Source organism: Kaistia sp. 32K (genome assembly GCF_016629525.1).
Classification (GTDB): domain Bacteria; phylum Pseudomonadota; class Alphaproteobacteria; order Rhizobiales; family Kaistiaceae; genus Kaistia.
Genome location: NZ_AP024269.1, coordinates 4,891,964 through 4,912,782 on the forward strand (window position 1 = coordinate 4,891,964; position 20,819 = coordinate 4,912,782).

Annotated in this window: 24 protein-coding genes and 1 tRNA gene; 11 read left to right on the plus strand and 14 right to left on the minus strand. The window is 67.7% G+C overall.

From position 1 onward, the window contains the following. Nucleotides 1-121: 121 nt before the first annotated feature. Both K32_RS22570 and K32_RS22575 read left to right on the plus strand, forming a co-directional pair. Entirely contained in the window at nt 122-415 is a 294-nt protein-coding gene (locus tag K32_RS22570; RefSeq protein WP_201401645.1) for a hypothetical protein, read from the plus strand. A 298-nt stretch (nt 416-713) separates the two neighbouring features. Next, nucleotides 714-1,739 carry an aldo/keto reductase gene (locus K32_RS22575; RefSeq protein ID WP_201401646.1) on the plus strand — a complete coding sequence of 342 codons (1,026 nt, stop codon included), beginning with the start codon at nt 714-716 and terminating at the stop codon, nt 1,737-1,739. Nucleotides 1,740-1,789: 50 nt separating this feature from the next. On the opposite strand, the gene K32_RS22580 is transcribed toward K32_RS22575, so the two are convergent. From K32_RS22580 to K32_RS22605, 6 genes are all read right to left on the minus strand, one after another. Beyond that, nucleotides 1,790-2,395 (minus strand): BRCT domain-containing protein, encoded by a 606-nt coding sequence (locus tag K32_RS22580; RefSeq protein WP_201401647.1) that lies wholly within the window; start codon nt 2,393-2,395, stop codon nt 1,790-1,792. Nucleotides 2,396-2,558: 163 nt separating this feature from the next. After that, nucleotides 2,559-3,167, minus strand: a complete 609-nt coding sequence (locus K32_RS22585) for an ABC transporter ATP-binding protein (RefSeq protein ID WP_201401648.1) — start codon at nt 3,165-3,167, stop codon at nt 2,559-2,561. After that, entirely contained in the window at nt 3,160-4,020 is an 861-nt protein-coding gene (locus K32_RS22590) for an ATP-binding cassette domain-containing protein (protein WP_201401649.1), read from the minus strand. Before K32_RS22590 ends, K32_RS22585 begins: the two co-directional genes overlap by 8 nt. Nucleotides 4,021-4,022: 2 nt before the next feature. Beyond that, nucleotides 4,023-4,883 (minus strand): ABC transporter permease, encoded by an 861-nt coding sequence (locus tag K32_RS22595; protein WP_201401650.1) that lies wholly within the window; start codon nt 4,881-4,883, stop codon nt 4,023-4,025. After that, nucleotides 4,880-5,887 carry an ABC transporter permease gene (locus tag K32_RS22600; protein ID WP_244669688.1) on the minus strand — a complete coding sequence of 336 codons (1,008 nt, stop codon included), beginning with the start codon at nt 5,885-5,887 and terminating at the stop codon, nt 4,880-4,882. The genes K32_RS22595 and K32_RS22600 overlap by 4 nt, the downstream gene beginning before the upstream one ends. A gap of 88 nt (nt 5,888-5,975) precedes the next feature. Continuing rightward, the gene (locus K32_RS22605) at nt 5,976-7,571 is read right to left on the minus strand and encodes an ABC transporter substrate-binding protein (protein ID WP_244669690.1); all 1,596 of its coding nucleotides are present in this window, start codon (nt 7,569-7,571) and stop codon (nt 5,976-5,978) included. A 256-nt stretch (nt 7,572-7,827) separates the two neighbouring features. Here K32_RS22605 and K32_RS22610 point away from each other — a divergent pair, with 256 nt between their 5' ends. After that, a complete protein-coding gene (locus K32_RS22610; RefSeq protein WP_201401651.1) occupies nt 7,828-8,823 on the plus strand; it encodes a diguanylate cyclase in 996 nt (331 codons plus the stop codon). 24 nt (nt 8,824-8,847) lie between these two features. Here K32_RS22610 and K32_RS22615 read toward each other — a convergent pair whose 3' ends face one another. From K32_RS22615 to K32_RS22625, 3 genes are all read right to left on the minus strand, one after another. Further along, the gene (locus tag K32_RS22615; RefSeq protein WP_201401652.1) at nt 8,848-9,030 is read right to left on the minus strand and encodes a hypothetical protein; all 183 of its coding nucleotides are present in this window, start codon (nt 9,028-9,030) and stop codon (nt 8,848-8,850) included. Further along, nucleotides 8,989-9,073 (minus strand) — tRNA-Leu (locus tag K32_RS22620). Before K32_RS22620 ends, K32_RS22615 begins: the two co-directional genes overlap by 42 nt. 157 nt (nt 9,074-9,230) lie before the next feature. Further along, nucleotides 9,231-10,232, minus strand: a complete 1,002-nt coding sequence (locus K32_RS22625; RefSeq protein WP_201401653.1) for an adenosine kinase — start codon at nt 10,230-10,232, stop codon at nt 9,231-9,233. A 191-nt stretch (nt 10,233-10,423) separates the two neighbouring features. On the opposite strand from K32_RS22625, the gene K32_RS22630 reads away from it, so the two are divergent. Then, entirely contained in the window at nt 10,424-11,101 is a 678-nt protein-coding gene (locus K32_RS22630) for a sulfate transporter family protein (protein WP_201401654.1), read from the plus strand. Nucleotides 11,102-11,146: 45 nt separating this feature from the next. Then, nucleotides 11,147-11,599: a DUF2214 family protein gene (locus K32_RS22635; RefSeq protein ID WP_201401655.1), complete on the plus strand. Its 453-nt coding sequence runs from the start codon at nt 11,147-11,149 to the stop codon at nt 11,597-11,599. Nucleotides 11,600-12,122: 523 nt separating this feature from the next. Here the strand turns inward: K32_RS22635 and nth are convergent. After that, a complete protein-coding gene (nth, locus tag K32_RS22640; protein WP_201401656.1) occupies nt 12,123-12,821 on the minus strand; it encodes an endonuclease III in 699 nt (232 codons plus the stop codon). 43 nt (nt 12,822-12,864) lie between these two features. Here nth and K32_RS22645 point away from each other — a divergent pair, with 43 nt between their 5' ends. Both K32_RS22645 and K32_RS22650 read left to right on the plus strand, forming a co-directional pair. Continuing rightward, nucleotides 12,865-13,389: a DUF2244 domain-containing protein gene (locus K32_RS22645; protein ID WP_371813053.1), complete on the plus strand. Its 525-nt coding sequence runs from the start codon at nt 12,865-12,867 to the stop codon at nt 13,387-13,389. A 253-nt stretch (nt 13,390-13,642) separates the two neighbouring features. Continuing rightward, complete coding sequence (locus K32_RS22650) at nt 13,643-14,524, plus strand: SDR family oxidoreductase (protein WP_201401658.1); 882 nt, start codon at nt 13,643-13,645, stop codon at nt 14,522-14,524. Nucleotides 14,525-14,587: 63 nt separating this feature from the next. Here K32_RS22650 and K32_RS22655 read toward each other — a convergent pair whose 3' ends face one another. From K32_RS22655 to K32_RS22670, 4 genes are all read right to left on the minus strand, one after another. Further along, complete coding sequence (locus K32_RS22655) at nt 14,588-15,616, minus strand: hypothetical protein (protein WP_201401659.1); 1,029 nt, start codon at nt 15,614-15,616, stop codon at nt 14,588-14,590. Beyond that, on the minus strand, nt 15,606-16,367 hold the full coding sequence (locus tag K32_RS22660) for a ferredoxin reductase (protein WP_201401660.1): 762 nt from the start codon (nt 16,365-16,367) through the stop codon (nt 15,606-15,608). Before K32_RS22660 ends, K32_RS22655 begins: the two co-directional genes overlap by 11 nt. 7 nt (nt 16,368-16,374) lie before the next feature. After that, entirely contained in the window at nt 16,375-16,980 is a 606-nt protein-coding gene (locus K32_RS22665; protein WP_201401661.1) for a sulfite oxidase-like oxidoreductase, read from the minus strand. 67 nt (nt 16,981-17,047) lie between these two features. Next, nucleotides 17,048-17,827 (minus strand): carboxylesterase, encoded by a 780-nt coding sequence (locus tag K32_RS22670; RefSeq protein WP_201401662.1) that lies wholly within the window; start codon nt 17,825-17,827, stop codon nt 17,048-17,050. A 249-nt stretch (nt 17,828-18,076) separates the two neighbouring features. Between K32_RS22670 and infC the strand changes: the two genes are divergently transcribed. From infC to pheS, 4 genes are all read left to right on the plus strand, one after another. Next, nucleotides 18,077-18,616: a translation initiation factor IF-3 gene (gene infC, locus K32_RS22675; RefSeq protein ID WP_201404621.1), complete on the plus strand. Its 540-nt coding sequence runs from the start codon at nt 18,077-18,079 to the stop codon at nt 18,614-18,616. A 344-nt stretch (nt 18,617-18,960) separates the two neighbouring features. Next, the gene (rpmI, locus tag K32_RS22680) at nt 18,961-19,155 is read left to right on the plus strand and encodes a 50S ribosomal protein L35 (RefSeq protein ID WP_201401663.1); all 195 of its coding nucleotides are present in this window, start codon (nt 18,961-18,963) and stop codon (nt 19,153-19,155) included. Nucleotides 19,156-19,183: 28 nt separating this feature from the next. Beyond that, nucleotides 19,184-19,558 carry a 50S ribosomal protein L20 gene (gene rplT / locus K32_RS22685; RefSeq protein WP_201401664.1) on the plus strand — a complete coding sequence of 125 codons (375 nt, stop codon included), beginning with the start codon at nt 19,184-19,186 and terminating at the stop codon, nt 19,556-19,558. Between the two features lie 170 nt (nt 19,559-19,728). Then, nucleotides 19,729-20,811, plus strand: a complete 1,083-nt coding sequence (gene pheS / locus K32_RS22690) for a phenylalanine--tRNA ligase subunit alpha (RefSeq protein WP_201401665.1) — start codon at nt 19,729-19,731, stop codon at nt 20,809-20,811. Nucleotides 20,812-20,819 lie beyond the last annotated feature (8 nt).

Sequence of the window (20,819 nt, forward strand, 5' to 3'; positions counted from 1 at the left end):
GTCCATTATATGGCTGCCGGATGAAATTTTGTTCATGTTGGCCGGACCCGATTGTCGCCGCGCCGGCCGGGGCCATCTCTCAAAAGGGCGGGGGACAGTTTCGGATCAAGGACAAGATGCCATGCGTAAGCTTCTCTTCATTCTCCCGCTCGCTGGCCTGCTGGCTGGCGGTTCCGCCTTCGCCGCCGAAACGTTTGGCGGCGTGGTGACCGGCGTCAACCCCTCCGCTGGCACGATCTCGATCGGCGGCGGCGGCACCTACAGGGTCAGCCAGCCGCTGCTGCTCCGCGGCGTCTATTCCGGTGAGCATGTCATCATCACCAAGAACGACAACAACACCGTGGGCCTGCAGGAAGACAGCGGCTTCTCCGACGGCAGCGGCCGTGACAGCGTATCGAACGGTGTCAACGAGTAGCGGATCCGGGCCAAGGGTTGCACCCAGGTCCGACCCAAGGTCCACCAATGCGCGCAAGGGCCGCCTCCAGGCGGCCCTTTGCTTGTCCGGGCCGGCGCTGTGCCGGAAGAGGCGTTGAAAGCGCCGGCCGAGTGCTGCCGGGCCTTGACGGGGCAGGAGACGGCGTCGGAACCTGTCGCGCTGACGGCGGGGGCGCGCGGCCTCGGGCACGAAGTCGCGTGGGGCGCGCGCGAATTCTCGCGACGATCCTTCCCGCGATCCTTGCCGTCAGAATCGAACCTGCAGGGAATGAAACGCCATGGCACTTGAAACGCGTCCGCTCGGCCGGACCGGCATCCCGGTCACGACGCTCGGCTTCGGCTCCGCGCCGCTCGGGGATCTCTTCAACCGTCTCGACGAAAAGACGGCGCGCGGCGCCGTCGAGGCGGCGGTCGAGGCGGGCGTCACGCTCTATGACACCTCGCCCTTCTACGGCCACGGCCTGGCCGAGCACCGGATCGGCGCGGCGCTGCGCGGCGTGCCGCGAAAATCCTATGTGCTGTCGACCAAGGTCGGCCGCTGGATGGACCCGCTCAACCAGCCGGCCGACGGCAACACCCAGCCGCCGAACTTCGCCGGCGGCCTGCCGCATCCGGCCCGGCTCGACTATTCCTATGACGGCGCCATGCGCTCGCTGGAGCAGTCGCTGCTGCGCCTCGGCACCGACCGTATCGAGATCGTGCTGATCCACGACGTCGACGTCTACACGCATGGCAAGGACAAGGTTGACGGCCACTTCAAGGCGGCGATGGAGGGCGCCTACAAGGCGCTCGAGAAACTGCGCGCCGAGAAGGTGATCGACGCGATCGGCGTCGGCCTCAACGAGGCCGACATGTGCGAGCGCTTCGCCCGCGCCGGCGATTTCGACGCCATGCTGCTGGCCGGCCGCTATTCGCTGCTCGAGCAGCCGGCGCTCGACAGCTTCTTCCCGCTCGCCGAGGAGAAGGGCATCGGCATGATGCTGGGCGGCGTGTTCAATTCGGGCATCCTCGCGACCGGCCCGATCCCCGGCGCCAAGTACAATTATCGCGACGCGCCGCCGGAGATTCTCGACCGCGTGGCGAAGATCCAGAAGGTGTGCGAGGCGCATGGCGTGACGCTCGCCGACGCGGCGCTGAAGTTCCCGCTCGGCCACCCGGCCGTCGCCTCGCTGGTGATGGGCTCGGTCTCGGCCGAGGAGACGAAACGCAACCGCGCCGCCTTCGACCGGCCGGTGCCGGCCTCGCTCTGGACCGACCTGAAGGCCGAAGGCCTGCTCCGCGCCGACGCGCCGATCCCGGCCTGACGATGAAGAGCCGGCGGCGGGGAGGCTCGCCGCCGGTTCCATCCGGCCGATCAGAGGTGCTTCACCCAATGCGCCTCCGAGACGATCGAGATCGGAACGCCTTCGCTGCGCCACTGGGCGGCCTGAAGGATCTTGTTGCCGAACGTCGAGTGTTTCCAGGAGCTCGTGGCATAGGCGCCGATGACCAGAACATCCGTCTTCATCGAGACGCCGCTGGCCGTCGCGCCGCGCTCCGCAACCGCCGCTTCGCAATGCTTGCGCTGGCCATAGTTGAAGGTCCCCGTGAAGCAATATCGCTTGTTGGAAAAGGATAGCCTTGGCGCCGGGCTGCAGAGGGGCAGCGACGATGATGGCGTGATTTCCCCGAGCTCGAAATCACGGCCGACGAATCGTGACAGCGTGTCGAAGAGCTCCGCCTTCTCGTCCTCGTCCGCGATGCCATCCGCCAGGATGTCGTTCACGCGCTGATAGAGCGTCCCGATAAGCGGCTGATCATTCAGGTCGATGTTGTTGGCCAGCCATTTCTGCAGGAACTCGACTTCCGCCTGATTGATCTTTCCGTCGGCGAGCAGGCCTCGCGCAAGACCGATGAGTTCATCGACCTGTCGTGACGCCAACCGGTCGGCTCCAAACCTGTTGATCAGCTTTTCGTCCATCTCCGCCCTCCCTTTTGCCAGTGAAAGGATGGAGGATGCGGCTGCCGTGTCAATCGCGGGTATGCACGCATGGGTTGTTCAAGTGAACTTCGCAGAGCAATCGCGCGCGCCCTTGCTCACCTCTCCCTCAGGGAGAGGTGAAGGGAAGATGCGGACCTCGTTGTCAGGCCCGCCCGCCGCCGATCGTTTCGCAGCGGGTCGAGATGCGGGCGAGGAGGGCCTGGTCGTGGCTGATGGCCAGGATGCCGATGTTGCGATCGGCCGCGAGCTGTTTCAGGAACGTCCAGATCCGGACCTGCGTCAGCGCGTCGAGCATGGCCGAGATCTCGTCGGCGATGAGATAGCGGAGGCCAGGGGCCAGCGCCCGGGCGATGGCGACCCGCTGCAGCTCGCCGCCCGAGAGCTCGTGCGGATAGCGAGGATACCAGTCGGGTCGGATGCCGAGCGCCGTGCAGGTCTCCGCGTCCGGCTGCCAGGCCTCGGCGAGGATCTGGCCGACGCGCCAGCGCGGATTGACGGCGAGAACCGGTGACTGCGACAGGAACTGCACCGGATGGAAGCCGTCGCCGGCCACCGGTCCGCCGTCGACGAGCACCCGGCCGGCCTGCGGACGTACATGCTGCGCCAGAATACGTCCGAGCGTCGACTTGCCGATGCCGGACGGCCCCGACAGCCCGACGATCTCGCCGGGCGCTACGGCGAGCGAAACCCCGTCCAGGATGGTTTTGCCCTTGCCGCCGAAGCCGAAGCGGATGTCGCGCGCCTCAAGCATGCTGGAGAGCCTCGCCCGTCCGCGCCTCGCCGGCCCAAGCCGTGGACACTTCGGCCGCAGACGCCTCGGCGTCACCAAATTCGTTCTGCGGCAGGGCGCGCCAGAGGGCGCGGGCATAGGCGGAGCGGAGCCTGTCGCCGCAACCGGTGAAGGCGGAGGCCGGTTCGACGTCGATCAGCCTTCCGCCATCCATGACGGCGACGCGATCGGCATAGGGGAGCGCCGAGACCAGATCGTGCGTGATCAGCATGACGCCCTTGCCGCGCCCGGCGAGCCCGGCCAGGCTGTCGAGCACGCGCTCGGCATTCTCCGGATCGAGCCCGTTGGTCGGCTCGTCGGCGACGACGAGGTCGGCCTGGCCGATCGTGGCGATCGCCATGGCGAGCCGCCGCGCCATGCCGCCGGAGAGGCTGTGCGGGAATGCGCGCGCCACATCGCCATTGAGGCCGAAGCGTTTTAGCGCGGCGTCGGCGAGGTTTCCGATCTCGGCGCGCGGCCGGCCGGAGCGGGCCGCCGCCCAGCGCAGCTGGTCGCCATTGCGCGCCAGCGGATCGAGATAGCTGACGGATTGCGGCACCAGCCCGATCCGCCGGCCGCAGAGCGCGGCCTTGGCGGCGGGGTCGAGGATCTTGCCGTCGAAGCGGATCGTGCCGCGGAGCACCGCGTTGCCGGGCAGGATGCCGAAGATCGAATGGGCGAGCAGGCTCTTGCCGGAGCCGGACGCGCCGACGATCGCCAGCACCTCGCCCGCCGCCAGCCGGAGCGAGATCGCCGTCAGCGCCTCGGCCTCGACATGGCGAAACAGGCGATCGTAGCGGCGGAAGTGCAGGGAGAGGCCTTCGATTTCCAGCATGATCAATCCTGGCTGGCGCGCGGGTCGGTGAGCGTCCGCAGGCCGTTGCCGATGGCGTCGAAGCAGAGCACGACGAGGAGCAGCGAGAGGCCGGGGAACAGGCCGAGCCACCAGCGGCCGGCGGTCAGATAGCGCATCGATTCCGACAGCAGGATGCCGATCGCCGGCTGCGACGGCTCGAGCCCGAAGCCGAGGAAGGTCAGCCCCGCCTCGTGCAGGATGGCGTGCGGAAACAAGAGCACCAGCCCGACCAGCATCTGCGGCGCGAGATGCGGCAGAAAATGGCGGCGCGCGATGAACCCCCACGATTTGCCGAAGCGGCGCGAGGCGACGACGAAATCCGCATGCCGCAACTGCAGGATCTCGGCGCGCAGGATGCGGGTCAGGCGCGGCCAGTGCGTCACGGCGACGGCGATGATCACCGCCGTGGTGCCGCCGCCGAGCGCAAACGAGATCAGGATCAGCAGGACGAGATGCGGCAGCCCCATGGTGGCGTCGACGAGGAACGACACGACGGCGTCGGCGGCGCGGCCGAGCGTCGCCGCGGCGAGCGCCAGCGCCGTGGCGATGACGACGGAGATCGTCGCCGCGAGCAGCCCGACTTTCAGGCTGACGGCGAGGCCCTTGAGGGTGCGGGCAAGCATGTCGCGGCCCATCGGATCGGTGCCGAAGGGATGGGCGAGCGACGGCGGCAGCAGGCGCGCGGCGAAATCGGCGCGGATGCCGCTCTGGCCGAGGAGGGCGGCGGCGATCAGCACGCCGAGCACGACGGCGAGGCCGGATCCGGCGACGACCGCCGCCACGATGCGGCCGTTCAGGCGCGGGCGCGGCAGCGCTTCCTGGCGCGGGGCAACGAGCGTCATGGCGTGTACCCCGTGGCGGCATCCGGGTCGGCGCCGGTCATGCGCGGGTCGACCAGGCGATAGAGCCCGTCGGCCGTCATGTTGCCGAGCGAGACGAACAGCGTGGTGAACAGCGTGATCGCGAGCAGCAGCGGAACATCGCCGCGAACGCCGGCCTCGATCGTCGCGCGGCCGAGGCCCGGATAGGCGAACACCTGCTCGGCCAGCACCGAACCGCCGAACAATTCGCCGAGCGAGGCGAACAGCACGGTGATCGCTGGCAGCATGGCGTTGCGGGCGCCGTGGCGAACGGCGATGTCGAGCCGCGACGCGCCCTGCGCCTCGGCATAGAGCACATAGTCGGAGCGCATGATCTCGATGATCTTCGCGCGCGTGTGCAGGGCGATCTGCGAGATGCCGAGGATGGAGAGGGCGGCGAGCGGCAGCAGCAGGTGGCGGATGCGCTCCAGCGTCGTCACGTCCTCCGGCAGCACGCCGACCGGCCCGGCGCAGCAGACCGGCGTCCAGCCGAGGCCGACCGAGAACACCATCAAAAGCAGGATGGCGATCCAGAAGGTCGGCGTCGAGGCCAGCACATAGGCGTAGACGCGGATGATCCGGTCGGCCCAGCCGCCCTGCCAGGTGCCGGCGACGACGCCGAGCGTGAAGCCGAGCACGCCGGAAAGCACCCAGGCGAGCCCCATCAGCACCAGCGAGGTGCGGAAGCGCGAGCCGATCACCTCGGCGACCGGGGCGTTGTAGGTGACGCTCCAGCCGAGATCGCCGGAAAGGATGTTGCCGAACCATTTGGCGAACTGGACGCCGACCGGCTGGTCGAGCCCCCAGAGGGCGGCGATCCGTTCCCGTTGCTCCGGCCCGACCTTGGCGATGTCGGGGCCGAGATAGGCGTTGATTGGATCGACCGGCGACATCTTGGCCAGCGCGAAGGCGACCAGCGCCACCGCGGCCAGCACGAGCGCCAGCCGGATCAGCCGGGTTGCCAGGAAGAGGGACCAGGATTTCACGAAGCGGGCCCGGAGCGGTTTCGAGCGAAGGAAATGCCCCGTCGCGTCGGGAGGACGCGGCAGGGCAGGGATCTAGTCCAGGTCCGGGCTAGTCGCAGGTCCATTTCCAGTTCTGGATCGAGGCGGTGATTGGCCAGCCATGGCCATGCGGCTCGATCTGCGTCGCGCCGACGTCGAGGCACTGGTTGACGAAATAGACGTGGTCGAGATTGACGAGCCAGGCCCAGCCGGCATCGCCCTTCGGGCCGAAGCCGGTCGTGCCGTCCCATTCGGCCTTCTGCCAGGCGGGATAGGAGGCTTCGAGGCTCGCCGCCGCCTGCGCTTCCGCCAGATGGCGGTCGACCGTCTCATTGGCGAAATAGCCGGGGTTGTAATAGTCGATGCCGCCGAAGCCGCTCTGGTAGAGGCTGTAGACCTCGAGCGGGCTGTGGCTGCCCCAGCCGAACATCACCGGCTCGGAATGCATCACGCGCTCGATCGCCTCCCAGGTCGATCCGAGCGGCTTCGCCTCGATGCCGAGCGGCAGCAGCAGCTCGGCCATCGTCAGCGCCAGCGCCTGGCGGACGGAGTCGGAGGCGGGATAGTGGATCGGGAAGGCGGCGCGGACGCCGTCCTTGACGCGGATGCCGTCGGCGCCCGGAACCCAGCCGGCCGCGTCGAGCAGGGCCTTGGCGGCGCCGAGGTCATAGGCGACGGCGGCTTCCGGGTTGGACCAGGGCAGGCCGTCGGCGGGGCCGTAGGCCGGCGTGCCGTGGCCATGCAGGGCGACATCGACGAGCACTTTGCGGTCGACGCCGAGATTGATCGCCTGGCGGATGGCGCGGTCGGAGGTCACGGCATTGCCGAGCTTCTCGCCCTCGGCGTTGACCTTGCCCTCGTCCGGCTGGATCGGGAAGGTCAGGCCGCGATTGTCGACGGTGCGGGCGACGACGGCCTTGAAGCCGTTCGGCACGTTGTCGGCGACGGTCGCCGGCGCCGAGACGACGTCGACCTGGCCGGCGCCGGCGGCCGCCAGGCTGGTGTCCTCGCCGGTGAACAGGAAGGTGATCTTGTCGAAGGCGGGCGCCTTGCCGTGATAGTGCGGATTGGCCTTGACGATCAGCTGCTCGCCCTGCGTCCACGACACCAGCTCGTAGGGGCCGGAGCCGACCGGCGCGCGGGCATAGCCGGCGCCGTAGCTCGCCTCCGGCACGATGCCGAGCGAGTAGAAATTCTCGGTGAAGGTGATCCAGGGCTTCTTCAGGCGGATGACGACAGTCGCGTCGTCCGTCGCGGTGGCGCTTTTCATCACGGAGAGATCGAGCGCGCCGCCGGAGGTCGCCGCCTTGTTGAAGGTGAAGGCGACGTCGCGTGCGGTAAGCGGCGTGCCGTCCGAGAATTTCGCGTCCGGACGGATGGTCAGCGTCCAGGTCAGCCGGTCGTCCGAGAGCGTGGACGCCGTGGCGAGGTCCGGCACCGCGTTCAGCGCCGCGTCGCGGGTGAGCAGCGTCGACTGGAACAGCGGGTGGCCGTAGCGGCCCCAGCCGAGCAGCGGGTCATAGCCGGTGTCCGGCTCGCCGCCGATGGCGAGCACGAGCTCCTTCTTCGCCGCCGCCTCGGCCGCCGTCAGGCCGCCGCCCGAAAAGGCGATGCCCGCCGCGAGAGCCAGGCCCATGGCGAGTGTCTTGTTGGCGATGACGCGCATTCGATTGCCCCCGTTCATCGATGCAGCCCCGCATCGGTACAGCCTGTCGGGGCGCGGCGACCTGCCTGCAACCCCGAGATCGCGCCGAATGCAGCAAACGGTATGAGCTATGTCAAGAAAGATCATACGCGCCATACGGGTGGCGAGCGCGCTTTCGGGTGGCTTAGGGCCGCTTCTTGGCGCCTCCTGCACACTTCTTGGCCGGCATCGGACTTGATGCTAGGTAGCGATCACTCTCCAAGCTGTGGAAATGCCCATGCACGGCCAGACGACGACCTATGACCACCTCGCCCTGACGGAGCGCGAGCTCGGCCGGCTCGACGCGATGGAGCGCTATACGCTGGTCAGCGGCTACAATGACGAGGCGCTCGACCGGATCACGCGGATCGTCACCTTCGCGCTTGGAGTCCGGTCGTCCGCCGTCTCGATCATCGGCAAGGACACACAATATCTGATGTCGACGCACGGCATCGCCCGGGCGGACGGCCCGCGCTGCGATTCCTTCTGCTCGCATGTCGTCGCCCTCGACCGCCGCGTCGGCGTCCCGGACGCGCGCCGCGATCCCCGTTTCGCTGGAAATCCGCTGGTGCTCGGCGATCCCAACATCCGCTTCTATCTCGGCGTGCCGCTCCGCGCCGCCGAGGGCTTTGTGGTCGGCGCGCTCTGCGCCATCGACGACAAGCCGCGGGAAGTGCTGGAGGATCACGTCGAGATCCTGACCGATCTCGCCGCGCTGGCGATGGACCGGATCGACCTGAATTTCGCCGCGACGATCGACGGGCTGACCGGGGTGCTGCGCCACAACGCCTTCCTGAGCGAGGCGGGGCGCGATTTTCGCCGCGCCGGACGGGGCGGCTCGCCGCTCAGCTGCCTGATGATCGATGCCGACCACTTCAAGTCGGTCAACGACCGCTTCGGCCATGCCAAGGGCGACGAGGTGCTGGCGCTGATCGGCGGCATCTGCAAGTCGCATTGCCGCGCCGGCGACTATGCCGGCCGGGTCGGCGGCGAGGAGTTCTGCGTGCTGCTGCCGGGCGCCACTTCGGAGAGCGCGCTCGCCATCGCCGAGCGGCTGCGCAGCCGGGTCGAGGCCGCGAGCCGCGCGGCGCCGGAGCTGCCGGATATCTCGATCAGCGTCGGCGTTTCCTCGCTCGCGCCCGGCGATGCCGCGGTGACGGACGTCATGGCGCGGGCCGACAAGGCGCTCTACGCCGCCAAGCACGCCGGCCGCAACTGCTGCCGCAGCGCCTGAGCCGTCGCCCGGCGGAAACGGGCGTCAGGGCCAGTTGGCCGGCCCCGCGAGCGAGCCCGCATAGGCGAGCCGAAGCTCGATCAGCGCCAGCAGGCCGAAGCCGATCCGCGGCCCCAAAAAGCAAAAGCCCCGCATCCGGTTCGGAAGCGAGGCTTTTGCAGAAATTGGTGCCCAGAAGAGGACTCGAACCTCCACGACTTTCGTCACACGGACCTGAACCGTGCGCGTCTACCAATTCCGCCATCTGGGCGCGGACGGATACCTAAGGGTGCCTCGCCGCCTTGTCAATCACGAGAATGAAGTCCCTTTGGATAACCCTTTGGATAACCCCTGGGATAAGTCGGGGGACAAGCCTTTGGACAAGCCCGGGACGGCCGGGGGACAAGCCCACCGGCCTGGTTTCCGGCTCAGATCGCGTAGCCGGCTTGCCGCGCCAGCTCGACCAGCGAGGTGGCCGGGCGCGGGCCCATGTGGTTGATCACTTCGCCCGCCGCCAGCGAGCCGAGCGCCGCCGCCGTCTTGAGATCCAGGCCCTTGGCGACGGCATAGAGGAAGCCGGAGGCGTAGAGATCGCCGGCGCCGGTGGTGTCGACCACATTCTCGACCACGGTCGCCGGAACATGCTCGATGCCGTCCGGCGTCACGACATAGGAGCCCTCGGCGCCGACCGTGACGGTGGCGATGCGGCAATCCTGCCGGAGCGCCTTCAGCGCCGTGTTGAAGCTCGACGTCTCGTAGAACGACTTCAGCTCGACCTCGTTGGCGAACAGGATGTCGATCGTGCCGTCGCGAAGCAACCGCGTGAAGTCGCCGCGGAAGCGGTCGACGCAGAACGCGTCGGAGAGCGTCAGCGACACCTGCCGCCCGGCCTTGTGGGCGATGTCGGCCGCCTTGAAGAAGGCGTCGCGGGCGCTGGGCGCGTCCCACAGGAAGCCCTCGAAATAGGTGATCTTGGTATCGGAGAACAGCGCCGGGTCGATGTCGTCCGGCGTCAGCTCGTGGCAGGCGCCGAGATAGGTATTCATCGTCCGCTCGCCGTCCGGCGTGACGAAGATCATGCAGCGTCCCGTCGGAGCGCCGACGACGAGCGGCGCGACGTCGAAGGTGGCGCCGATCGCGCGCATGTCGTGCCGGTAGACGGCGCCGAGATCGTCGTCCGCCACCTTGCCGACGAAGGCAGTGGCGCCGCCGAGCGAGGCGATGCCGGCGACGGTGTTGCCGGCCGAGCCGCCGGAGGCGGAGATCGCCGGGCCCATGGCGTCGTAGAGCCGCTTCGATTCGACCATGTCGACGAGCCGCATCGAGCCCTTCGCCAGTTGCTGCTCGACCAGGAAGCTCTCCTCCGCCCGCGCCAGAATGTCGACGATCGCGTTACCGATCCCGAGAACGTCGTAGCGGGCTTCCGTCATATTGAGATCCTGATAGGAAAATTGGCCGACCGGCCGATGAAGTGACGGTGCCGGACTATACAGCCGGTCGTTCGCCACGCAACTACCCGACGATTGGCGCCGTCCGGCCACCCTCCGACGCGGCGGATTGCCTTATGGCGCCGGCGCCGCCATCCTGTCTGCGAGATCTCGCCATCCCACGGGAATTCCGCATGCTTCAGGCCGCCTGGCTCGCCTTGACCGACATCTGGACGCCGCCCTTCCGCTCGGTGCTCTGGAAGTCGCTCGGCCTGACGCTCGTGCTCCTGATCCTCGTCTGGTTCGGTTTGCAGGCGCTGGTGGTGCATTTCGCCGACTGGCCGAGCCAACCCTGGATCAACACCTCGGTCGCGATCGTCACCGGCTTCGGGCTGATCATCGGCCTCGGCTTCCTGATCGCGCCGGTCTCGGCGCTGATGGCGGGGCTGTTCTCCGACGACATCGCGGCGATCGTCGAGACGACGCATTATCCGCAGGACCCGCCCGGGAAAGGGCTCTCCTTCGTCGACAGCCTCGTCTCGACGCTCGGCTTCACGGCGACGGTGATCCTGGTTAACCTCGTCTGCCTGCTGCTGCTCCTGATCCCGGGCGTCAACCTCGTCGCCTTCTTCGTCGGCAACGGCTACCTGCTCGGGCGCGAATTCTTCGAAACCGCGGCGTCGCGCTTCCGCCCGGTCGCCGAGGCGCGGGCGCTCCGGCGCGCCAACGCGGTGACCGTGCTCCTCGCCGGCTTCGTCATCGCCGCCTTCCTGGCGATCCCGATCCTCAATCTGCTGACGCCGCTTTTCGCCACCGCCTTCATGACGCATGTGCACAAATGGGTGACGGGTTCCCGTCCGGCGGGAATCTAGGCAAGATCACGCAGGGTTAAGGGTTCCACGCCACGGGGACATGAGATGCTCGTCGATCTGCTGCTTGCCATCGCCCATTTCCTGCTCGTCTTCGCCATCGTCGCGGTGCTGACGATGGAGCTCATGCTGCTGAAGCCGGGCCTTTCCGGCGCGGCGGTGGAGAAGCTCGGCCGCGTCGACGCCATCTATGGCGGCGCGGCGACGCTGCTCATCCTCGCCGGCTTCGGCCGGGTGTTCCTGGGCTTGAAGGGCTCCGCCTTCTACATCGGCAATCCGGTGTTCTGGGCGAAGATCATCGCCTTCGCGGCGCTCGGCCTGATCTCGATCCAGCCGACGATGCGCATCCTCGCCTGGCGCAAGGCGGCCAAGGCCGATCCCGGCTTCGCGCCGTCACCGGCCGAGATCGCCGGCGTCCGCCGCCTGGTCCACGCGGAGACAGCCATGCTGGTGCTGGTCGTGATCTTCGCCTCGATGATGGCGCGCGGGATCGGGATGTGACGCTCGCTTTTGCCTCTCCCATGGGGAGAGGTCGACGGCCGCAGGCCGGCGGGTGAGGGGGCGACCTCTTCGCAGTGTTCCCTGCACCCCACGCTCGCCGTCATCCTCCCGAAGGCGGGGATCCATCCAGCCGTTCATCCGGGAGGTGCGCGCGGCCAGAAACCCGGCTGCATGGATCCCGGGTCAAGCCCGGGATGACGGCGAGGGTGGGGCTGGCATCGCGTTTCAAGAAGGCGCGATGTTCATTGTGCGCTGGCCAAGCCCCCGGCGCTGCATGGAGGCCGATCGACCCACTCCGCCATCATCCTGAGGTGCTTCGCGCCAGCGAAGCCTCGAAGGAGGGTCCAGCGGGGCGCTCCAGTCTGCAGACGTAGTCCGGCTCGCGGTTTCGCGGACGTTCCCTGACCCTCCTTCGAGGCCCGGCTTTGCCTGATGCCTCAGGATGATGGTCGAGGCTGGGAATGGGAGAAAGATCTCGGCGACCCATTCACCCGCTCCGTGCTGGAAGACCAGCGCGACGCCCTCAGGCGATCGTCTTGTCCGGGTAGCGGCAGAGGTCGTTGATCAGGCAGATGGCGCAGTCGGGCTTGCGCGCCTTGCAGACATAGCGGCCGTGCAAAATCAGCCAGTGATGCGCGTGCAGCATGTATTTCGCCGGGATGATCCGGTTCAGCTCCTTCTCGACCGCGTCGACCGTCTTGCCGGGGGCGAGGCCGGTGCGGTTGCCGATCCGGAAGATATGCGTGTCGACGGCGATGGTCGGGTGGCCGAAGGCGATGTTCAGAACGACATTCGCCGTCTTGCGGCCGACGCCGGGCAGCGCCTCGAGCGCGGCGCGGTCGTCCGGGACCTCGCCGCCATGCAGCTCAACCAGCATGCGCGACAGGCCGATGACGTTCTTCGCCTTGGTGCGGAAGAGGCCGATGGTCTTGATGTAGTCGCTGACCTGTTCCTCGCCGAGCGCCAGCATCTTCGCCGGCGTGTCGGCGATGGCGAACAGCGCCCGCGTCGCCTTGTTGACGCCGGCGTCGGTCGCCTGCGCCGACAGCACGACGGCGACCAGCAGCGTGAAGGTGTTGACGCTCTCCAGCTCGCCCTTCGGTTCGGGATCGCGCGCCTGAAAACGGGCGAAGACCTCCTCCACCTCGGCCTTGGTGAAGCGCTTCGACGCGGCCTTTCGGCGCGGCGGCGGGGCGGGGGGAAGAGGCTGTGCATCGGACATGCATCCTCTATACTGGCCCGCCATGAGCGGCCGCAATGTCGACATGACCCGAACCGTGACCCAACCAGCCTCCCGCCCGGACCCAGACGGCGACGATCTCCGCCCGGAACTCCTGTTCCACGCGACGCTGAAGCCGTATCGCTCGCTGTCGCCGCGCGGTTATGCGGCGCTCTTGATGGTCTTCGGCGCCACCTGCTTCCTGAGCGGGCTCCTGTTCTGGTCGATCGGCGCCTGGCCGATCGCCGGCTTCTTCGGCCTCGACATCCTGATCCTGCAGTTCGCCTTCCGCATGAACTATCGCTCGGCCCGCGCCTGCGAGATCGTCGAGATGACGCCGGAGCATCTGACCGTCCGCCGGATTGCCGCGAACGGCCGCTCCGAGGATTTCGACTTCAATCCCTATTGGGCGAAGCTCGAGGTCGACCGGCATGAAGAGTGGGGCATCGTGCGGATGGCGCTCGCCTCGCATGGCCGCCGCCTTTCGATCGGCAGCTTCCTCAATCCGGATGACCGCGAGAGTTTTGCCAGAGCCTTTTCAAAGGCGCTCGCCTCCGTCCGCCACGCCTGAGGCGGGGCCTGCAAAGGGCCCTCACCCCAACCCTCTCCCGCAAGCGGGAGAGGGAGATCGCCTGCGTTTGTCGTTGCGTCCTGAGGGGATGAAGGGCTCTGGCCCAAACCCTCGCCCGCTTGCGGGAGAGGGTAGGGTGAGGGTCTTGCTTGCGCGATGCGCCCGACACGCAGGCCCGGCCGCCCTTGAACCCAGGGCTGCAACGGCGATATTTCCCGGACAACAGAAATTCGATCGGCGTCCGGGGGTGAGCATGACCGACCAGAACCTCTTCATATTCGGCATGGGCTTTTCCGGCCTGGCGACCGCCCGCCTCGTGCGCGACGACTACGCGACGATCGGCGCGACGGTGCGCACGGCGGAAAAGGCGGAACGGCTCAGCGCCGAGGGCATCGACGCCCATGTCTTCGACGGCGAGACGGTGTCGGACGAACTGGTCGCGGCGGTGAAGCGGGCGACGCATGTCGTCCAGTCGATCCCGCCGGGCTCCACGGGCGATCCCGTCCTCGCGCTGCTTCGCGACGCGCTGGTCGGCGCGGAAAACCTCGAATGGATCGGCTATCTCTCGACCGTCGGCGTCTATGGAGACCATGGCGGCGGCTGGGTCGACGAGGCGACCGAGCCGAAGCCGCTTTCGGGCCGCTCGGTCGAGCGCGTCAGGGCCGAGGCCGATTGGCGCCTTCTCGGCGAAGAGCTCGGCGTGCCGGTGGCGCTGCTTCGCCTCTCCGGCATCTACGGCCCCGGCCGCAACGCGCTCGCGCAGATCGCCGACGGCACGGCGCGGCGGCTGGTGAAGCCCGGCCAGATCTTCAACCGCATCCATGTCGCCGATATCGCCACGGCGGTCGCCGCCGCCGCCGAGCGCAAGGCTTCCGGCGTGTTCAACGTCACCGATGACGAGCCGGCGCCGCCGCAGGACGTGGTCACCTACGCCGCCGAGCTCGCCGGCTACCCGCTGCCGCCGGAGATCGATTTCGCCACCGCCGATCTGCCGCCGATGGTCCGCTCGTTCTATGGCGAGAACAAGCGCGTCGGAAACAAGCGCCTCGCCGCCGATCTCGGCGTGACGCTTGCTTTCCCGACCTATCGCGAGGGCATCGCCGCGCTCTGGAACGACGGCAGCTGGCGGGGGTAGGGCGTTTGTTAGTCGCGTTTTCCTGACGCGAACCGGTATCCACTTCGCTCGAAAACGCTCCAGTCAGCCGAACAGCCACAGGCCGAGCAGGGCGAGCTGCAGCAGCGCGACGATGCCGACCAGCGTCGCCAGCCGGCTGTTGCGACGGCGGAGCTCGCGGATTTCGGCGTGCAGCTTGAGCAGGGCGGCGTTCGAGGCGGTCTCCGCCTCGGCGACGCTGCGCCGCCAGCTCCCGACCAGCTGCATCAGCCCGGCCGCGTCGAGTTTCTCGGTCCAGACGTCGTCGAGCTCCAGCAGCGCATGGTCGCCGGCTGTTTCCGATTGCGCCGTCCAGGGCTTCTTGGCGGCGTAGTGGAGGACGCGCGCCGCGCCGGCCGCGCCGCGCAGGATGGGCTCGTAGGTTCGCATGTAGTTGTCGCGGATGGGCAGCCAGGCGATGTCGTCGCCGAGGAAGGCGTTGAGGATGCCCTGGTCGCCGCCGTCGAAGGAGGGCGTGGCCGGCAGGCGGGTGAACAGCGAGCGCCGCATCGCCGCGTCGGGGGAAAGCGCGAAGACGCCGGAATTGAAGACGGGGAACGCCTGGTTGCAGAGGAGATCCGGCGCGGCGGCGAAGCCGGCGCCGTCGAACAGATCGTCGATCGGCTCGCGCACCAGGCAATCGGCGTCGAGGAAGACCAGGCGATCGAGCGAGACGAAGCTGAACGCCCAGAGCTTTGTCAGCGTGCGGCGGAAGCGCGCCGCCATGCTTCCTTCGAGGTCGTGCTTGAGGATCTCCGGCACGGCGAGCACGGCGAGATTGTCGCCGGCGATCGCCGGGCGCCAGCCTCCCGCCGCCAGGATCAGGATCGGCGCGCCGGACGTGGCGCGCAGCGAGCGCAGCAGCACGTCGAGGCCGAGCGCGTATTCCGCCGTGCCGATCAGGACATAGGCGACGCGCCGGCCGTTCCGGAGCGCGCTCGGGCCGAGGCCGTCGAGCCACGCCGCCGCCGCGCGGTCGAGATAACTGGCGAAGGCGAGCAGCGCGTCGGTATCGCGGGCGTCGATCTCCGCGGGCACCGTGGCGGCGACGATCGAAAGCGGTTCAGCCCCCATAGCGTTCCGCCTTGATGCTGGCAAAGGGAATGCCGGCGTCGAGCGCGAAGGTCGAGGCGGCGGCGACGAAGGGGTTGGCGCCGCAGATGAAAGTCGTCTTCGGCGGCGCGGGCAGGCTCGCCAGCGCGGCGTCGAGCAGGGCGCCGTCTATGCGGCCCCGGCGAGCGCCCTCGACCGGCGCCGGCTCGCGGCTCAGCGTCGCGAACAGCGAGAAATGCGGCTCCTCGGCGGCGCGTCGAAGCAGCTCGTCGCGCCAGATCCAGTCGGCGTGGTGGCGGAAGGAACAGATCAGCGCCGTCGGGATCTCGGGGGCGGCAAGCGCCCGGTAGCGCAGGATCGACATCAGCGGCACCAGGCCGGAGCCGCCGGCGATCAGGAGCAGCGGCCCGCCCTCCTCGGCGCGCCAGATGAAATGGCCGCCGATCGGCCCGCGCATCTCGATCGTGTCGCCGACCTCGACCACCTCATGGAAGAAGGGCGACACCTCGCCGTCGTCGATCAGGTCGATGGCGAGCTCGATCGTGCCGCTGCCATCCGGGGCCGAGCCGATCGAATAGCTGCGCTCGGCCTGGTAGCCGTCCGGCGCGGTCAGCCGGATGTCGACATGCTGGCCGGCGGTGAAGCCGTGCCAGTCCGCCGGCTTCAGCCGGAACACCTTTACACGGGGCGTCGAGGCCGTGATGGCGACGACGGTCGCCTCCTGCCAGACCAGCCGTTCCGGCTGCGGCGCGATGTCGGGAAGGGTGCTCAAGGCCGTCTCAATCGCCGGTGAAGCGCTGTTCGCGCCACGGATCGCCGCGCATGTGATAGCCCCGGAGTTCCCAGAAGCCCGCCTCGTCGCGGCTGGTGAACTGCAGGCCGTTCACCCATTTGGCCGATTTCCAGAAATAGAGATGCGGCACCAGCAGTCGTGCGGGCCCGCCATGGTCGGGGCTGATCGGCTGGCCCTCGAAATGGGTCGCGATCATCGCCTTGCCGTTGATCAGGTCTTCCGTCGGCACGTTGGTGGAATAGCCGTCATAGGAATGGGCAAGCGTGAATTCGCTCGGTGCGGCGACGCCGGCCTCGGCCAGGATGTCGTCGATAGTGACGCCGGACCAGGCGGTGTTGAACTTCGACCATTTCGTCACGCAGTGGATGTCGCGGGTCAGCTTGGTCTTCGGCAGCTGGTTGAACGCTTCCCAGCTCCAGCTGGCGACCGGCCGCACGCCGTCCTTGACGGTGAAGCGCCAGCCATCCAGCGCGACGCGGGGCGTCGGCCCGGCCGAGAGGACGGGGAAATCATCGGTCAGATATTGCCCGGGCGGCAGCCGCTCGCCGACCTCGTCGGTGGGGCGCTTGCCGAAGAAACCGCGCGTGGCCATGCCTCGCTCCTTCCGTGCCGAGGGCTGCCGGGGGGAATATCCGGCGCGCCCGCTGGAAATCGCCCCGTCAGGCGACCTGCTCGACGGCGGCGATCAGCTTCCTGAGATCCTCCGGCCGCGACAACCTGTGGCCGGCATCCTTGATCAGTGTCAGAACCACATCGTCCTGCGCGAGCTGCGCGACAAGGTCGATCGCGACCTGGTACGGCACTTCGTCGTCGAGCACGCCCTGGATGATATGGACCGGCGCGCCGAGCGCAACCGGCCGGTGGCCGAGAAGATGTGCCTCGCCGTCGTCGATCAGCTTCTTGGTGATGAGATAGGGCTGGTCGGAATAGGCGCTCGGCTGCTTCAGCGCGCCGGTGGTCTCCATCTCGGCCCGCTCGGCCGGCGTCATCCGGGCGAGGATCAGGTCGCGCGTCATGTCGACGGCGGGCGCCAGTAGCACCAGGCCGGCGACGCGGCCAGGCGCCTTGGTCGCGAGCTCAAGCGCCAAGAGCAGCGCGATCCAGCCGCCCATCGACGAGCCGACGAGGATCTGCGGGCCGCTCGTCTCGGTCTCGAGCACGGCGCGGGCCTCTTCCAGCCATCGGGTGATGGTGCCGTCGGCGAAATCGCCGCCGGAGACGCCATGGCCGGAATAGTCGAACCGCGTCAGCGCGCGACCCTCGGCGGCGGCCCATTCGTCCAGCGCTTCAGCTTTCGAGCCGCGCATATCCGACATGAAGCCGCCGAGGAAGACGATGCCGGGTCGCGCAGCGGCGGCCTCGCCGGGCCGCGTGAGAATCGCGATCTCGCGGGCATCCGGCCCGGCGCCGACGACGATGGTTCTGTGTTCTGAAGGCATCACTTCCTCTCGGGGCGCTCGAATCAGGCGTCGATCCGGCCGTGGCCGGGTCGGAATGGCGGCTTTCGGTTGACTTTCGCGCGGGCTTGGCCGAGTTTCCCCATTCTGCCGGGGAGCGATTGACCCGCGCGTGCCACGCCTTGCTCCGCCCGGATGGATTTCTCCGTCCTGGCCTAGCCAGAGACGTGGTTCGTACCCATTTAGTCAAGCCGCCGGCTAGAATCTGAAACGTTAGAGGAGACTGCCCCCATTCGCCGTCCGTTCAAAGCGCAGGAGCCCACCAAGGATGGGCCGCGTATCAACCGCGAGATCCGTGGTGTCCGTGAAGTCCAGTTGATCGGAGAGGACGGCCAGAACATCGGCGTCATCTCGATCCAGGAGGCGCTTGCCGCCGCGCAGGAAGCCGGCCTCGACCTCGTCGAGATTGCGCCGAATTCCCAGCCGCCGGTCTGCAAGATCCTCGATTTCGGCCGCTTCAAGTACCAGACCCAGAAGAAGGCCAACGAGGCTCGCAAGAACCAGAAGGTCGTCGAGGTCAAAGAGATCAAGATGCGCCCCGCCATCGATGACCACGACTACGAGGTCAAGATGAAGGCGATCAAGCGCTTCTTCGAAGAGGGCGACAAGGTCAAGCTGACGCTCCGCTTCCGCGGCCGCGAGATGGCTCACCAGCATCTCGGCATGAAGCTGCTCGAGCGCGTGCGCGACGAGACCGCCGAAATTTCCAAGGTCGAGGCGGAGCCGAAGCTCGAAGGCCGCCAGATGATCATGGTGCTGGCCCCCCGCTGAGGCGGCCGGCCCACCAGCGTTCGAACGCTGCAGGCAGGCGGACCGGAAACATCGGCCCGCCCATGCCATCTGGATCCTGTGGATCCCGCCATCGGGATGGCGCCCTCTGGAATACGGCATCCGCGATCCCGCTATCTGGGATCTTGCCACCTTCCTCCGCTCCCGCTATAGATCCGCCGTTTCCGAGCCGCCCGGCGCGAGGAACGTCAATCCGTTGACGATTTTCTCAGGGCATGCCGCGTCGGCTCACGAATGCTTCCATGCCGAAGCGACCACCGAACCGCCTGTCTCCGGACCGGCGCGCCATGGATCGCATCCCGGCAGCACGATTAAGGATGAGCAAAATGCCCAAGTTGAAGACCAAGAGCGGCGCCAAGAAGCGCTTCAAGCTCACCGGTACCGGACGCGTCAAGGCAGGCCAGGCAGGCAAGCGCCATGGCATGATCAAGCGCACCGCCAAGTTTGTCCGTAATGCACGCGGCACCACCGTGCTTTCGGATGCGGATGCGAAGATCGTCAAGCAGTTCCTGAACGGCTGAACCGTCCCCCTTACCTGGAGTTTGAATCATGTCGCGAGTTAAGCGGGGCGTAACCTCACACGCCAAGCACAAGAAGGTCCTGAAGCGCGCCAAGGGCTTCTACGGCCGTCGCAAGAACACCATCCGCACGGCAAAGGCCGCGGTCGACAAGGCCGCCCAGTACGCCTTCCGTGACCGCAAGGCCAAGAAGCGCAACTTCCGCGCTCTCTGGATCCAGCGCATCAACGCGGCCGTCCGCGAAGTTGCCGAGAACCTCACCTACAGCCGCTTTATCGATGGCCTCGCAAAGGCCGGGATCGAAGTCGACCGCAAGGTGCTGGCCGAACTGGCAATCAGCCAGCCGGCAGCCTTCAAGGCGCTGGTCGATCAGGCTCAGGGCGCTCTGCAGCAGCAGGCCGCCTGAGTGGGGATGGCCGCCTTCGGGCGGCCTCCCGCCGGACTTTCCGGGGCCGGAACGCAATCGCGCCGCCGCCGCTTTTCGCGGCCGCGGCGTTTGGCGTGATCCGGCGAGCATTCCTCTTCGGATCGAACTGATGATGATCCGGCGCCTCACCGGCGCCCATGAGGAATGACATGTCCGATCTCGAACTTCTCGAACGCGACATCCGCGCGGCCATCGACGGCGCTTCCGACGAAGCCGCGATCGAGACGGTCCGCGTCGCCGCCCTCGGCAAGAAGGGCTCCGTCTCCGAACTGCTGAAGGGCCTCGGCGCGATGACGCCGGACGAGCGCAAGGTCATGGGACCGGCGCTGAACGGCCTTCGCGATCGCGTCTCCGAGGCGCTGCTCGCCCGCCGCGCCAGCCTCAAGGAAGCCGGCCTCGCCGCGCGCCTCGCCTCGGAAGCGGTCGACGTCACGCTGCCGCTGCGCGCCAGCCCGCTCGAGCAGGGCCGCATCCATCCGATCTCGCAGGTGATCGACGAGATCTCGGCGATCTTCGGGGATCTCGGCTTCGCCGTCGCCGAAGGGCCGGACATCGAGACCGACCACTATAATTTCACCGCGCTAAACTTCCCCGTCGGCCATCCGGCCCGCGAGATGCACGACACCTTCTTCTTCAATCCGGACGAGAAGGGCGAGCGGCTGCTGCTGCGCACCCACACCTCGCCGGTGCAGATGCGCACCATGCAGGCCCAGAAGCCGCCGATCCGCATCATCGCGCCGGGCCGCACCTATCGCAACGACAGCGACCAGACCCATACGCCGATGTTCCACCAGGTCGAGGGCCTGGTGATCGACACGTCGAGCCATATCGGCCATCTGAAGTGGCTGTTGGAAGAGTTCTGCCGCGCCTTCTTCGAGGTCGACAAGGTCGAGATGCGCATGCGTCCGTCCTTCTTCCCGTTCACCGAGCCGTCGATGGAAGTCGATATCCGCTGCAAGCGGGTCGGCAACGAGGTGCGCTTCGGCGAGGGCGACGACTGGCTCGAGATCCTCGGCTGCGGCATGGTCCATCCGAACGTCATCCGGTTCGCCGGCCTCGATCCCGACGTCTACCAGGGCTTCGCCTTCGGCATGGGCATCGACCGCATCGCCATGCTGAAATACGGCATGCCGGACCTGCGCGCCTTCTTCGACGCCGATCAGCGCTGGCTGAACCATTACGGCTTCCGTCCGCTGGATCTCCCGACGCTCGTCGGCGGCCTGAGCTCGTAAAGGAAAGA

Coding starts and splice junctions, on each gene's coding strand:
- K32_RS22570 (WP_201401645.1), top strand. CDS start 122: ATGCGTAAGCTTCTCTTCATTCTCCCGCTCGCTGGCCTGCTGGCTGGC.
- K32_RS22575 (WP_201401646.1), top strand. CDS start 714: ATGGCACTTGAAACGCGTCCGCTCGGCCGGACCGGCATCCCGGTCACG.
- K32_RS22580 (WP_201401647.1), bottom strand. CDS start 2,395: ATGGACGAAAAGCTGATCAACAGGTTTGGAGCCGACCGGTTGGCGTCA.
- K32_RS22585 (WP_201401648.1), bottom strand. CDS start 3,167: ATGCTTGAGGCGCGCGACATCCGCTTCGGCTTCGGCGGCAAGGGCAAA.
- K32_RS22590 (WP_201401649.1), bottom strand. CDS start 4,020: ATGCTGGAAATCGAAGGCCTCTCCCTGCACTTCCGCCGCTACGATCGC.
- K32_RS22595 (WP_201401650.1), bottom strand. CDS start 4,883: ATGACGCTCGTTGCCCCGCGCCAGGAAGCGCTGCCGCGCCCGCGCCTG.
- K32_RS22605 (WP_244669690.1), bottom strand. CDS start 7,571: ATGCGCGTCATCGCCAACAAGACACTCGCCATGGGCCTGGCTCTCGCG.
- K32_RS22610 (WP_201401651.1), top strand. CDS start 7,828: ATGCACGGCCAGACGACGACCTATGACCACCTCGCCCTGACGGAGCGC.
- K32_RS22625 (WP_201401653.1), bottom strand. CDS start 10,232: ATGACGGAAGCCCGCTACGACGTTCTCGGGATCGGTAACGCGATCGTC.
- K32_RS22630 (WP_201401654.1), top strand. CDS start 10,424: ATGCTTCAGGCCGCCTGGCTCGCCTTGACCGACATCTGGACGCCGCCC.
- K32_RS22635 (WP_201401655.1), top strand. CDS start 11,147: ATGCTCGTCGATCTGCTGCTTGCCATCGCCCATTTCCTGCTCGTCTTC.
- nth (WP_201401656.1), bottom strand. CDS start 12,821: ATGTCCGATGCACAGCCTCTTCCCCCCGCCCCGCCGCCGCGCCGAAAG.
- K32_RS22645 (WP_371813053.1), top strand. CDS start 12,865: ATGACCCGAACCGTGACCCAACCAGCCTCCCGCCCGGACCCAGACGGC.
- K32_RS22650 (WP_201401658.1), top strand. CDS start 13,643: ATGACCGACCAGAACCTCTTCATATTCGGCATGGGCTTTTCCGGCCTG.
- K32_RS22655 (WP_201401659.1), bottom strand. CDS start 15,616: ATGGGGGCTGAACCGCTTTCGATCGTCGCCGCCACGGTGCCCGCGGAG.
- K32_RS22665 (WP_201401661.1), bottom strand. CDS start 16,980: ATGGCCACGCGCGGTTTCTTCGGCAAGCGCCCCACCGACGAGGTCGGC.
- K32_RS22670 (WP_201401662.1), bottom strand. CDS start 17,827: ATGCCTTCAGAACACAGAACCATCGTCGTCGGCGCCGGGCCGGATGCC.
- rpmI (WP_201401663.1), top strand. CDS start 18,961: ATGCCCAAGTTGAAGACCAAGAGCGGCGCCAAGAAGCGCTTCAAGCTC.
- rplT (WP_201401664.1), top strand. CDS start 19,184: ATGTCGCGAGTTAAGCGGGGCGTAACCTCACACGCCAAGCACAAGAAG.
- pheS (WP_201401665.1), top strand. CDS start 19,729: ATGTCCGATCTCGAACTTCTCGAACGCGACATCCGCGCGGCCATCGAC.